At 40.1% G+C, this 12,778-nt stretch carries 17 protein-coding genes; 10 read left to right on the top strand and 7 right to left on the bottom strand.

Features of this window, described 5'->3' with window-relative positions; translation table 11 throughout:
• Positions 1–130: 130 nt before the first annotated feature.
• On the top strand, positions 131–697 hold the full coding sequence (locus NSU16_RS06595; protein ID WP_339192353.1) for a YjgB family protein: 567 nt from the start codon (positions 131–133) through the stop codon (positions 695–697).
• A gap of 100 nt (positions 698–797) precedes the next feature.
• Positions 798–1,190 (top strand): DUF2809 domain-containing protein, encoded by a 393-nt coding sequence (locus tag NSU16_RS06590; protein ID WP_339192351.1) that lies wholly within the window; start codon positions 798–800, stop codon positions 1,188–1,190.
• Positions 1,191–1,204: 14 nt separating this feature from the next.
• On the opposite strand, the gene NSU16_RS06585 is transcribed toward NSU16_RS06590, so the two are convergent.
• The gene (locus NSU16_RS06585) at positions 1,205–2,104 is read right to left on the bottom strand and encodes a DUF2268 domain-containing protein (RefSeq protein ID WP_339192349.1); all 900 of its coding nucleotides are present in this window, start codon (positions 2,102–2,104) and stop codon (positions 1,205–1,207) included.
• A 125-nt stretch (positions 2,105–2,229) separates the two neighbouring features.
• Here NSU16_RS06585 and NSU16_RS06580 point away from each other — a divergent pair, with 125 nt between their 5' ends.
• On the top strand, positions 2,230–2,397 hold the full coding sequence (locus tag NSU16_RS06580; RefSeq protein WP_010333849.1) for a YjfB family protein: 168 nt from the start codon (positions 2,230–2,232) through the stop codon (positions 2,395–2,397).
• 127 nt (positions 2,398–2,524) lie between these two features.
• The gene (locus NSU16_RS06575) at positions 2,525–2,998 is read left to right on the top strand and encodes a YjfA family protein (RefSeq protein WP_168747468.1); all 474 of its coding nucleotides are present in this window, start codon (positions 2,525–2,527) and stop codon (positions 2,996–2,998) included.
• Between the two features lie 50 nt (positions 2,999–3,048).
• Here NSU16_RS06575 and NSU16_RS06570 read toward each other — a convergent pair whose 3' ends face one another.
• A complete protein-coding gene (locus tag NSU16_RS06570; RefSeq protein WP_168747467.1) occupies positions 3,049–4,449 on the bottom strand; it encodes a polysaccharide deacetylase family protein in 1,401 nt (466 codons plus the stop codon).
• Between the two features lie 273 nt (positions 4,450–4,722).
• On the opposite strand from NSU16_RS06570, the gene NSU16_RS06565 reads away from it, so the two are divergent.
• The 4 genes from NSU16_RS06565 (at position 4,723) to NSU16_RS06550 (ending at position 7,383) form a co-directional block, all read left to right on the top strand.
• Positions 4,723–4,947 carry a spore coat protein gene (locus NSU16_RS06565; RefSeq protein WP_168747466.1) on the top strand — a complete coding sequence of 75 codons (225 nt, stop codon included), beginning with the start codon at positions 4,723–4,725 and terminating at the stop codon, positions 4,945–4,947.
• A gap of 124 nt (positions 4,948–5,071) precedes the next feature.
• Entirely contained in the window at positions 5,072–6,061 is a 990-nt protein-coding gene (gene cyoE, locus NSU16_RS06560; protein WP_339192659.1) for a heme o synthase, read from the top strand.
• A gap of 493 nt (positions 6,062–6,554) precedes the next feature.
• The gene (locus tag NSU16_RS06555) at positions 6,555–6,863 is read left to right on the top strand and encodes a YjdJ family protein (protein ID WP_010333844.1); all 309 of its coding nucleotides are present in this window, start codon (positions 6,555–6,557) and stop codon (positions 6,861–6,863) included.
• Between the two features lie 325 nt (positions 6,864–7,188).
• Positions 7,189–7,383, top strand: coding sequence for a DUF4177 domain-containing protein (locus NSU16_RS06550; protein WP_229147881.1), 195 nt, complete (start codon positions 7,189–7,191; stop codon positions 7,381–7,383).
• 233 nt (positions 7,384–7,616) lie between these two features.
• On the opposite strand, the gene NSU16_RS06545 is transcribed toward NSU16_RS06550, so the two are convergent.
• The 3 genes from NSU16_RS06545 to NSU16_RS06535 form a co-directional block, all read right to left on the bottom strand.
• Complete coding sequence (locus tag NSU16_RS06545) at positions 7,617–8,384, bottom strand: MerR family transcriptional regulator (protein ID WP_268505389.1); 768 nt, start codon at positions 8,382–8,384, stop codon at positions 7,617–7,619.
• Positions 8,385–8,510: 126 nt separating this feature from the next.
• Positions 8,511–8,654, bottom strand: a complete 144-nt coding sequence (locus tag NSU16_RS06540) for a YrzO family protein (protein WP_268505387.1) — start codon at positions 8,652–8,654, stop codon at positions 8,511–8,513.
• Between the two features lie 17 nt (positions 8,655–8,671).
• On the bottom strand, positions 8,672–9,643 hold the full coding sequence (locus NSU16_RS06535) for a DMT family transporter (RefSeq protein ID WP_268505385.1): 972 nt from the start codon (positions 9,641–9,643) through the stop codon (positions 8,672–8,674).
• Between the two features lie 127 nt (positions 9,644–9,770).
• On the opposite strand from NSU16_RS06535, the gene NSU16_RS06530 reads away from it, so the two are divergent.
• Complete coding sequence (locus NSU16_RS06530) at positions 9,771–10,637, top strand: LysR family transcriptional regulator (RefSeq protein ID WP_268446480.1); 867 nt, start codon at positions 9,771–9,773, stop codon at positions 10,635–10,637.
• A gap of 344 nt (positions 10,638–10,981) precedes the next feature.
• On the top strand, positions 10,982–11,488 hold the full coding sequence (locus NSU16_RS06525; RefSeq protein WP_339192345.1) for a GNAT family protein: 507 nt from the start codon (positions 10,982–10,984) through the stop codon (positions 11,486–11,488).
• Between the two features lie 40 nt (positions 11,489–11,528).
• On the opposite strand, the gene NSU16_RS06520 is transcribed toward NSU16_RS06525, so the two are convergent.
• Positions 11,529–12,011, bottom strand: coding sequence for a YjdF family protein (locus NSU16_RS06520; protein WP_286058698.1), 483 nt, complete (start codon positions 12,009–12,011; stop codon positions 11,529–11,531).
• A gap of 401 nt (positions 12,012–12,412) precedes the next feature.
• Positions 12,413–12,706: a YozQ family protein gene (locus NSU16_RS06515; protein ID WP_229147877.1), complete on the bottom strand. Its 294-nt coding sequence runs from the start codon at positions 12,704–12,706 to the stop codon at positions 12,413–12,415.
• Positions 12,707–12,778 lie beyond the last annotated feature (72 nt).

Below are 12,778 nucleotides of genomic sequence, written 5' to 3'. Positions count from 1 at the left end.
TGCGTTTATATACCGAATTACCCATTTCAGTTCCCTTACATGTACTGATTAAAACATACAGAGCGCATAGGAATGTTTTAATGCACGAACACCGGGAAACGACATGATAGACAAAAAGGGAGGGAGAACCATGAAGAAAACCATTTCCGCATTAACAGCGGCGGCAGCACTGTCATGTACTGTTTTTGGCTTTGGGACGGCACTGCCGTCGAAAGCTGCCGCTCAGACAAATCCGCCTGCTGAAGAAACAACCTCATCATCCGCTGAGCTTGTAAAAAGTCTTTATAACACCGCTTTTACAGGTGAAATGCCGCAGCAGGTACAAGGCCTTACGATGAACAAAAGCACAAAAGGGGATGTCCATGCCAAGATGGGAGAACCGGAAAGACCGGCTGGAGGAAACAATATGTTTGATTTATACAGCTGGAATATGGGAAATCCCGGCTACGGCTTTTCCTATAACAAAGACATGACCATTTCAGAAATCCGTTACTTTGGAACCGGAGTAGAACGCCGGCTGAATCTTGGAGGGGTTACACCGGATGTACTGAGCGATCAAATTGGCCCCGCCGATCGAATTTTAACTGTCCCATTCACGGATGAAATCGACTATATCTATGATACAGGCCGCTATGAACTTCATTTCGTCATTGGAGAAGACCAGACAGCCAACTATGTCAATCTAAGAGCAAGATAAAGTACCTGCGGCTGTTCAGCCGCTTTTTTTATGGACAAAGTGAAGATGGATTCCTTACAATACATGGGAGGATAAATACGAGAAGAGGTATCAATCATTAATGAGAAGGAACCGGTTCATATATGTGGCCTTTACAATCCTCATCATTGGGTTGGGACTGGGGTCAAGAGCGTTCTCCAGTTTTCTTCCGGCTAGCGTCAATGCCTATCTCGGAGATGCGCTGTGGGCCGCAATGATTTTTACGGGCTGCGGCTTTCTGTTTCAGACGACGAAAACCATCACGACAGGCATTATCAGCCTTTCATTTTGCGTTATTATCGAATGCAGCCAGCTGTACCATGCTGAGTGGATCGACCGGATCAGGGACACTTCGCTCGGCGGCCTCGTGCTGGGGTACGGATTTTTATGGAGCGATATCATAGCTTATACGATGGGAATTGTCACCTGCACACTCATAGAGCTGCTCCATCAAAATATCAAAAAGCGCCGCTGACGTGACGCTTTTTCTTATGTCGCGAACAGTCCGCACTGAGACAGAATCGTTTCTGTATCCAAGAGCGTGGCCTCCTTTATATCGACCCGGTGTTTATGCATAAAAGACTGAACAGCGTGATATCCAACCGCATATCCGGCAAAAGCAGATAATCCCGCCGGCTCGAAGCCTTGCGCTTTCGCTATTTGATCTCCAAACATGTAACGGCTCACCTCTGAAAAGCCTTTTACATCAAGCACCTCTTTTATAACTTCAATGGAATATTGCAAATCGTCCCGATCAAAGCGAGTAACCCAAGGGCCTAATTGTTCTTCGCCAAAGAGCTCCCGCGCAAATGACTCAGCCAGCCCTTCAATGACAAGATAATCCCCGACTGACACAGAACCTCGATGAAAATCAAAATACGAAAACCGCAGATTATGATGAAATTCATGGGCAATAATCGATGAAATCCTCAGGAGGTTATAGCTGTTCGGATACATCCAAACGTGAATAAAGCCTGGAATTCCCCCAAACCCGCAATACCCTTTTTGCAGCTTCAGCTTGTTTGGATCAGCAATGTAAAGCCCGAACCTCATTTCTTCCGCATTTACGCGCAGCTTTTCACGCTCGGCAAAATGTATACACTGCTGCAGCGCAGATGCAGCAGTCTCGGCAATATGCAATTGCTGCAGTTTTCTCAATGCTTTCTGTCCGGTTTCAGCATCACACACATCCAAATAACCTAGCATCTTTACCGCCATCATCACATCATATCCATTCGGTGTCTTCGCTTTTAGCGGAACCTGTATGGCGCGCCACATTTTTTCAAACGGTCCCATCATCGTATACCGAAACTCGTCCTCTCTTTCGTGTTCTTCCATGGAAAACAGCTTTTCATATTGCTGAAAGGTCTGTTCTATTACGATATTCATCCTAATCCCTCCTTACGAAAAATATACGGTATGCCGCAGCGTAAGGGTCAACAGAAAAAATTAAGCCTTTCTGCCCTATAAAATCAAAGCGGGCCGCCGATAGGAAAGGCATAGGAGGTGTAGCAATGGATATTCCTGCATTATCAGTTGCCATGCATCAAGCAAATCTGGCCCAAAATGTTGATATCGCTTTAACGAAAAAGATGCTGGACACTGCCCAGCAAAATGCGGATCAAACCCTTAAGCTGATTCAGCATCCGACGCTTGGACAAAAAATTGACCTAAAAGCTTAGCTTCACGCTAAAGGCGGCAAAGAAACACCATCTCCCGGCCGCCTTTATTTTTCACAAAAAAGCATGCATGTTTTGCTCTTTCCTCCGTATGATTAATTGTTTGTCATTTTAAGGAGGTTAGGAAAAAATGAAAAGAATGGTTAAAAAGGTGTCTTTGGCGTTGTTCGCATTCGTATTTATTTTTGCCGTCAAGGGAGCACCCGCTCATGCGGAAACGCATGCCTACGATGGAAAAAGCCCTTATTACAATGATTGTGCGTCCAGTGCCACCACAAAAAAATCTTCTAACCTAGTGAACGCAAACAATCAAGTCATCGGAGTCGTCGAGCTCAAGTTCAGCAGTACGTGCAAAACGGCATGGGCAAAAATCACGATGAACAACACCTTGACAACAGGCTATGAAGCAAATGCGGAAATTACCCGGAACACAGATAAAAAGAGATATAACTGTGACTCTGCAGGCGGCAATGGCAAAGCAGTGGCAGGCCAAAAATCTTGTTATACGCCTATGGTTTATGACTTAGACCCGAGAACCTCCTACGCTTTCGGTAAATATTCAGGCCCCAACCTGAATGTATGGGCAACCACAGGCTCTTATTAAAAAGAAAAAAGGCTGTCCAACGGGCATTTCCCGCGACAGCCTTTCCACATTTATTTCGCTTCCCTTTGTTTTTTTACCTCTTCAAGCTGAGTGACCGTCACCAATTGGTAGCCTTGATCGGTCAGTCTTTTAATAATCTCATCGGCCGCATCAGCAGAGGTGCCGTAAATATCGTGTACTAAAATCGTCTTACCGTCAGCCGCGTGGCTCATGACTCGGTTGACAATTGTGTTTTTATTTCGGTCTTTCCAATCTTCCGGATCAATGTCCCATAACGCGACATCCATTTTCAGCTTGCTTCGCAGTTCATCATTAATGCCCCCATATGGAGGCCGCACAAGCGCCGGACGATACCCGCTTATTTTTTCAATTATGTCCTGCGTGTCATTGATCTGCTTTAATGCCTCTTTCACTGAAAGCCTTGTGAGAAGCGGATGGCTCCATGAGTGGTTCCCCACTTCATTCCCTTCTTTCAGCATTCTTTTTAACGTTTCCGGATAATATTGAACCCTGCTGCCCAGCACAAAAAACGTTGCATGTCCCTCATATTTCTTCAAGGAGTCCAAAATCTGATTTGTTGTCGCAGGATTCGGGCCGTCGTCGAAAGTAAGCGCAATGACTTTTTTATTCGGATCAATTGTTTCTTCTTTGGGTAATGAAATGACTTCGTGCTTCGGTTTTTGTTCTTTGATTTTATTTTTGTTTTTCGCTTTATCAATATATTGTTCTTTCAATATATCTTTTAAAAGATGTTTCTTAATCGCAATCGACTGCTCTCCCAGATAGCCCGCAGCGACTTGATATGTATCAAAATAAAACTCGATATAATCTTCCTTGACGGCAAAACGGCTGAAATTGTCTTTTGCCGGTGCAGTTCCCTCTTTTAACAGTTCGTCGTCCGCTGCAATGTCCTTATTCTTTTTAAGCTCATGATAAGCGATCAGAGAAAGCTTTTGTAAATAATCCGATTCCTTTTTAAAAATATCATCAATAGAAAGAAAGGCTTCCTTACTAAAATCAAAGTTAAACGTTCTTTTCACGGTTTGTCCATGAGCGCCGCCTATGTATTTATATTCAGTAAAGACCACTGCCGCTGTCTGCTTGGCGTAATGAACGATTTCGTAATCGATGTTGAGTTCATTGCGCTTTTTTGTATGCTCCTGGTCAGCATCTTTCGTTTCCTTTTGAAATTGCCGAACCTCTTTCTCTGCGAAACGCTTTAATGCCGCATCCATTTTTTTATTTTTAAAAACAGGATAGTTGACCGCGTAATTAAATGTTTTCCCGTCATTCACAAGCGTTGCGATCTCTACATCTCCATACTGAGAATCGGTTTTCACTTGATTCATGACCGTTTCTTTTTTTGATGTATTATGGCAAAAGCCTATGACCCCTGCCACACAAACTACTGCTAGCAATAATTGAAACCATTTGATTCTTTTCCCCAACAAAACAAATTCCTTCTTTCGTAATCACTTCGATTTATATTCCATCAATAGATTCAGATAATGTTCTTTATGCTTTTTCTTCCCAATGAGAAATGTTTTTGTAACATTAAAGTAACATTTATTTCACATTTGTAATATTAGGAGATTTAGAAGTTCTTGTCAATCCCTTTCTAAGGATTTACTCATTAAAAAAACAATCTGGTCAATGGACATACACCTATTTCTCATATCAGGAATAAGGTAAACAGAATAAAAAATGCTAGGGAGGTAACCCTCTTGGAATTTCCTGTGAATTACGACCAGTATGAGCAAGTTTCCCCTTTTGATGAAAGACAGCCATATTACTACCCGCGTCCGCGCCCTAGACCGCCCTTTTATCCGCCTTATTATTACCCAAGACCGTTTTATCCGTTTTATCCACGTCCGCCTTACTACTACCCGCGCCCTCCTTACTACCCTTGGTACGGATACGGCGGCGGATATGGAGGATACAACAGATAGCAGGTTTATGTACCGAAAATGGGGGCAGTCCAGCTCCCCTTTTTTTGTATAAATATTGACAATATCATGACAAATACAGGAAATAATTGTGATCTGGCTGGCCTCTTGGTACGATAACAAAAGCATGCAGTTTTGGGGGAGGCGTCTATTTTTGGAGAATTCAAGAGTTTCTGCTCCGATTTCTGAAACAAAATACATAAAAGCCTCGAACCGGGTATCCGTTTACGATTTTATAAAGCTTGCAAAACCCGGCATTATCATATCAAACTCAATAGCAGCCTTCGGCGGATTTTGGATCGCATTTGTGAGCTCAGAAAAACCATTAACGGGACTCGCTTTTTTCATGACAATGGTGACGGCAATGCTTGGGACCGCGTTTGTCATGGCTTCCGGCACTGTCTACAACAACTATTTTGATCGGCATATGGACGCAAAAATGGAGCGCACCCGCAGCAGGGCCTCAGTCACAGGAAAAATGCCGCCGGCTTTAATCTTAACGTATGGCTCTGTTTTAGGAATAGCAGGTCTTGCCATGCTGTATTCCCTCAATCCTTTACCTGCAATTCTCGGACTGGCCGCCTTTATTTTTTATGCCATCATCTATACAGTATGGGTGAAACGGGCCTCGGTATGGAGCACATTTGTCGGAAGCTTTCCGGGAGCTGCTCCGCCGCTAATCGGTTATTGTGCCATCACAGGAGAAATCAGTGTAACCGCCGTTATGTTATATGCCATTATGTTTCTGTGGCAGCCCCCGCATTTTTGGGCCATTGGGATAAGACGCAAAGAGGAATATCGAGCGGCTGGTGTCCCGCTCTTGCCTGTTGTAAAAGGAAATCATGTAACGAAAGTAAAAATGATTCAATATATTGCAGTCCTGGTGCCAGTTACGCTATTATTTCCTTTTTCTCTCGGCACCGGCCATATCAGCCCATTTTATTTTTTAACTGCCTTGGTTCTCGGAGGTATATGGATCAAAAAAAGCATGCAAGGATTCAAAACAGACGATGACGTAAAGTGGGCAAAGGATATGTTTGTCTACTCGCTCATTTATTTTTGCTTGCTGTTTTTTGTCATGATGATCGATTCCTTAGTAATGTTTTTAATCAGATGATGTTGCAAAAAGAGCCACACATTAATGTGACTCTTTTTTGTTTGGAAAAATAGTCTCTAATAGAAATGTCATGATAAAAAACACAGCCGTGCAAATCAAAAATCGTATGGTTTCCGTCAAAATCCAGCTATGGGCAATACTCATGTCATCGGTTTCCTGAAGAGCTGCACATATTGAAAAAATAATAAGTATGTATTTTAGAGATTCTTTTTTCATGGACACCATCACTTTCTGGATATGATCACCAATATCCAAAATAACACATAGCTGAGAGCGACAAAAGACGAAAGAGTAAAAAAGCACCCGCCCAGGCAGAACTAAAATCCCAATAAAATACATAATATCTATCCATTTTAAAATATGAAACTAAACCAGACTAAGATCTTTTCCATTAATAGTCCCAATCCGGAAATAAAGAAAAAATTGTCGAACTGCCTACATTATGGTAATATATGATTTGCTTTTCTCATGTTCATTGATTTGGAGGCATACGATGAAAGGGATTGTTTTAGTTGTTCAGCTTGGATTTTCATTTATGGCTTTTCTGTTTTTAGCCGCTGTCAATTGGTATCAAGGAAGCGAGCTTGTTTCAGATCAATTCGATTGGAATTACACAGCCAAATTTACAAAGCTCCTTAACGGCATTGACACCATCACCAGCCCCAAACAAATTTCACAGCTGGACTTTTTCATATACTCTGCGAAACACTATCCACTCATGAGTATACTGATGATCTGTTCGTTTTTATATGTGTTATTATCACTTGTTTTGCTGATCCGCGATTGCCACACGGCTCGGTAAAGAATATGTCATTTCCACATGCCCCATTGAAATATCATAAAAGGAGCACCGTTATGATCCTCTCCCCCTTTTTTCTAAATCGCCGGTTCATCTAGATGATAGGACAAGGCGTACCTCGCTCTGCGTTCTTGCTTCCGACCATTGGCTTTTTTTGAAAATCAGCAACTCACGATTAGGTACTGGTCAATCAGAACTGTGTGAATATGATCAGAACTCGAATGTTCTTGAACCGTTAGTTATTTTCGGTATGTTCATCTTTTGTTTTCCCATCTTTCGGAAACTTTTCTCTCGCTCTTTCGTATAACCTTAGAGGAGGTATCACATGATGAAAGAGTATGAATTCGTTAGAGTCGAACTTAGTACCATGAGAAGAAGGCCCAAAGAAGACTACAAACAAATTATTCGTGACTATGCTCAAAGAGGATGGAAGTTTATTCAGATTTTCGCCCCTAGTATAGACGGGTATGGAGCAGCTGCTTATTTTGAAATGATATTTGAAAGAGATGTCGAGGATGCTTAGTCTTTATGGCTAAGTATACTTACATACATTTATAAAGACACATTCAAAAAAGCTTACAATTAGTAAGCTTTTTACATTTTACAGGTCCTACGCTACCTTACATTTCAAACTTTTTGAAGAAAGTAAACAAGAGGATTCCCCATCATTACCAAGGAATACTCTTGTTTATTTCAATCGTGCTTCAAACTTCGCAATCGTTTTCGCCTGATAACGTCCATGCATCAGTTGCACGCTTAATCATTTACTTTCCCCGTATATACATAGATCACCTGTCTTAGAAATTCAGCTAATCCCTCACCATGTTGATCGTAATATCGTTTAAAGCGCTCATCTGATACATACATCTCCCCTAGACCTGCATGTGCTTCTTTGCTGTAGTCGCTCCAATGATAAAGAAGCCATTTTTTGTGCAATTCCGCCGCTTTCAATGCATCTTCACTTTTTGGATCTCCTTCTTCAAATGCTTTTTTAAGTTTTTCGAACATTTCTTTCTCTGTAGCGGTCAGCTCTTCATATTGCTCCTTTGTCATATTCAACACTTTTTGGTTAGCTTCTTCTACCACTTCTTTGCCGTACTTTTGGCGTATTTCCGCTCCGTATTTCCTCTCGTTTTCTTCCACAAGCTCTTTTTTAAATCCGGTAAATTTCTCTTCATCTCTCATTTTTTCATTTCTCTCCTCTGCATGAATTGTTTTCTCTACATTTTGGATAAGGCTATCAATCCGGGCTCTTTCTTCTAAAAGCTCTGCATGATGATCCTTTAATGCTTTCTGACGATCAAAAGATGGGGAAAAGATTAATTTTTTTATCTCCTCTAATTGGAAGCCTAACTCTCGATAAAATAAAATGTGCTGTAATTGGTTGACTTCTTTTTCCCCATAAATTCTGTATCCAGATGAATTAATACGTGCTGGCTGTAAAAGGTTAATTTCATCATAATACCTAAGCGTTCTTGTGCTGACTCCCGCTAATTTGGCTAACTTCTGAACGGTATATTCCATTTCTTCTCCCTCCTTATACAGTAACCGTACACTTTAACGTAACGTGAATGTCAAAGCTTTTTTTTAAAAAAGATCTCCTTGAATGTTTCAAGGAGATGATGTATCTACAACTCGTCATATACCGGATTATTTGGTGTCTTTATTAAGAAGTTCTTTTAAAAGTTGATTGAACTCCTCCTGTTGTTTTATATTTTTGCGGCCATTTCGATTAATTGCTGCTAGTTCGCAGACAATTCCAGCCGAAATAAAAAACAATAAACCTTCAAACATATAGCATCCTCCAACGTTTAAGAAATAGTCAACTGTGTTTGTTTATTTTCTAAAGATTGCTTATCATTTTTATCTTCCCTACGCTGAAAAATGTTATTTAGAATAAGTGCTGTCATGACAAGCATTGTTCCTGCTATATCAAAAATGGTGATTTTAAATCCTTGTATCATCATGATCAACAATGTAGTAATGGGAACAAAGTTAATAAATAAAATCCCGTTAATGGGTGATAAAATTTTAACACCATAGTTCCAGCTAAGGAGAGCTACGATACCTGGTAAAGTAATCATAAATAATAAGTCATACTTAATTTCAGCAATCACATTTATACTAGGTATGGACACGTATCCTTGAGCGGTGAGCGCAGCTGTTAGAATACCCGTTATAGCTGTACCAAATAAACATGTCAATGTTGAATAGCGCAGTGTAGACCATTCTTGAAACATCTGTCCTCCCATTGTATAAATGACCCATCCCACAACACCCATTAAAATAAAGGTTAGCGAAAACAGATTATCTCTCAATGTATAAAAGAAACTCATATCACCTTTGGTAATAACAAATGCGGCTCCAAAAAAAGCAATCATAATAGATAGAATCTTATATTTTTTCGGCTTCACATGTTTATACCCCCAAAGGATAAAAATAGAAATGATTGGCATCAGTGCCTCTGCAATAGACGCAGTCATGATTCCAGACTTCCCCATCAATCTTTGGCCCCAAAAAATAAAAACATTGTATACAGTAAACGCCATCACACCAAAAAAAATGAGCAATTTTGCTTTACCCTCTAAACGAAATGATTTCTTCCCCTCCCTCACCAATAATAAAATCACTAAGATAACTGCTGCCACACCGTATCGAATAGATGAAAAATAAAATGGATCAACAAATGCTAATGCATGATCCGCAACTGGAAACATTGCGCCCCACGACATACTTGCTATTAAACATGTGAGGACACCAATGAATAATTGGCCGTTTTTCATTGTCATTTCCTCCTTTTCTTGTATTGACAATGAGAATTATAAAAAGAGGAATGACATCATGTAAAATGAATAAAAATGATGAAAAACATCATTTATAATGATATTTTAAATGAAGGAGGGATACCAAATGGAGTTGCGAGACTTACAAATTTTCCAAAGCGTTGCCCATCACAAAAGTATTACCAGCGCTGCAAAGGAATTAAGCTATGTACAATCCAATGTAACAGCACGTATTAAGCAATTAGAAAACGAACTCAAAACACCTCTTTTCAATCGGCATAAAAAAGGGGTCACATTAAATCCCGAGGGCCGAAAAATGCTTGAATACGTAAACAAAATCTTGATAGATGTTGAAGAGCTAAAACAAGTCTTTCTTGATAGTGATATACCGTCGGGAATATTAAAAATCGGGACAGTGGAAACAGTGAGGATACTGCCGACCATCTTAGCCTCCTATTATAAAAAGTATCCTAACGTTGATTTATCATTGCAGGCTGGCTTAACAGAGGAACTGATTGAGAAGGTAACTAACCACGAATTAGACGGGGCTTTTATATCAGGGCCAATTAAGCACTCCATACTCGAACAATATGATGTCAATACTGAAAAACTTACTCTAGTAACAGCAAATAAAACGTTTCAAATAGAGGATTTTATGACGACGCCGATCCTTGTGTCTAATCAAGGATGCGGATATCGTTCTAGGCTAGAACATTGGCTCAAAGATGAAGGTTTGCTTCCAAAAAGAATTTTGGAATTTAACATTCTAGAGACCATTTTAAACAGTGTTGCACTTGGTCTTGGAATCACAGTCGTACCCGAATCTGCCATTACACATCTTTCAGCCGCAGGTAAGGTTTATTGTCACCCGCTGCCTGAGAAATATAGCATGATCTCAACCATCTTTATTCGTCACAAAGACGCTTACATGACAAATTCGATGCGCAGCCTGCTGAAGACGATTGGTGAGCATCAAAGTATGTGTATGTCTTAGGAAAGTCTGCGACTGCTTTGTTCTCACCGCCAAACTTATGCATATTCCTGTGAATGATAAATAATAAAGAGCAAGCACCAACTCTGCTCCCCCTTTACTCCGTGTCATCCATTTTTTCTATTTAGTATTTAGATGCAGACGGTTTTTCTTACCATTTTGAAGGCATACTGATTTCTTAATCGTTTTCCTGTACCTAGTTAATGAATTTTTCTGGTGTGGCACATATGACGGATACGTTAAAGAGAGAAAAAATTATGTTATGAAGTACCAATTCATTCTCGGGATAAATTAACGTAAAAAAGGATTCACAAGTATGGATATCAAGCAGAAGAGAGGCTAAAGAGATGGTTCTTCTTGAAACGGATCGGTTACTATTAAAAACGATTGATGTTAACCTTCTAGACGCTGCATCTAAACGGGATCATCAGGCTATTATAGACCTGGGTTATAAAACAAATGGGGAATGGCCAAACTCCGATTTTTTTGAAGCAATTCCTTATTTCCGCGAGATTTTAATGAAAAACAAAGGAACAAAAGGATTCGATTCATGGATCATTTTAAAGAAGGATAATTTTGAAATTGTTGGAGGAATTGGATTTTTAGGTGACCCTGATACGGATGGCATGGTTGAAATCGGTTTTGCAACAAATAAAAGTCACCGCCGTAAAGGTTATTGTTTTGAGGCTGCTCAAAAGTTAATAAACTGGGCATTAAGCCAAGAGAATGTTAGCTGTATTACGGCTAGATGTGAACATGGCAATATTGGTTCACAACATATTTTGGAGAAGTTAGGGTTTAAACTGGACGCTAAAGAAAAAGACTTTATCCATTGGAGATACGCTAAAGTGTAAAAACATATAAGAAAGCAGGCTCTATGCCTGCTTTCTTAAGCTATTTTCCTCTATGCTTTTTTTTAGCTTTTTGCTTTCTGAGGAGATACTTTTGTTCTTTTATTTTCTCTCTTTGTTCTTTGGTTATTTGTTTTTTCTTTTGCTTGTTCGCTTCAAACTCTTGTTTCATGGCTTCCTGTGCCTTTAAGGATGCTCCGGCACGTTTTAATTCCTTCGAAACCTGACGTTGCAATCTTTTCGGATTTATCTTTTTCTGATCTTGGGCTTTTACACGAACTCCTTCCTGCTCAGACTGAGACAGAGTCTTTAAGAGCTGCCTATTAACAAAATCGAATACTTCAGAATCCTTCGGCTCATTGCCAAACAAATGCCGAGAGGCCTTTAGTTTTCCGTTTTTCACAACCTCGATAACGCCTACCCAAAACTGACCATCGTAGTAAATCGTTAATTTCATAACGATTCCCCCCTCTTTTAAATGATGAAAGAATGACGGACATCCCGAGGAGGGGAAGGTTACTGACATGTAAAATGCATCCGGACTACCAACCGAATCGTGTTTTTTCATTCTTCTGCATAAATTTTATCAATTTTTCCAACTAGAGAAAAGAGATTGAGAGCATCTTTACGTTTTGTTTCATGCATCAGCATGAACCTTTTTCTCTATTCAAGCCTGAAAAAGATTAAATATAATTGCTTGTTATAGACACTCTTGTAATGAGAAGGGTTCTCTTCTTTTAAAAGATTATCAGGCTTCGGTTTCCTTTTCGTTTCGCAAATGCCCGCAGCTGTCAGGCCCGTTCACATAAACCGTGAATGCATTATTTCCACACCTCTTTTGAAAAAGGCCTCAGAAGTAGCCGTCGATCAGATGAAAAATAAAAACGGAACTAACTCAAATTCATTCGAGTCAGCTCCGCTTGATGATTAGTCCAAGTTTTGGTCGATGGTTCCCTCAAAATAGTCATCACTGACTTGTTCATGCGTTTCTGCCAAACCCTGTTCCAATTGCGTGCTTCCTTTGTAATCTGACGGTTCAAAATATCTTCCTGCCACATTCATATTTTCGTTTACATCTTCTTTGTTATTTGTTTGTTCGTTCTTGTCTAATGTCTCCGACTTAGGATTGCCATGTAGGGTTTGATTAAAATCAAAATCCTTGTCGATTTCAGAAAATCTTTTATAATCATCAGGTCTGTCTGCTCCATTTTTTTGAGTCACATCATCCACTCCCATTCCTTATCAATCAATACGACAGGCCAAAAACAATTGGCCTAAATCTTGTGAAACAAA

Source organism: Bacillus sp. FSL K6-1003 (assembly GCF_037964945.1).
Classification (GTDB): Bacteria; Bacillota; Bacilli; order Bacillales; family Bacillaceae; genus Bacillus; species Bacillus mojavensis.
Note: the sequence above shows the minus strand (reverse complement) of the source record. Positions and strands in the feature narration are given on the sequence as shown.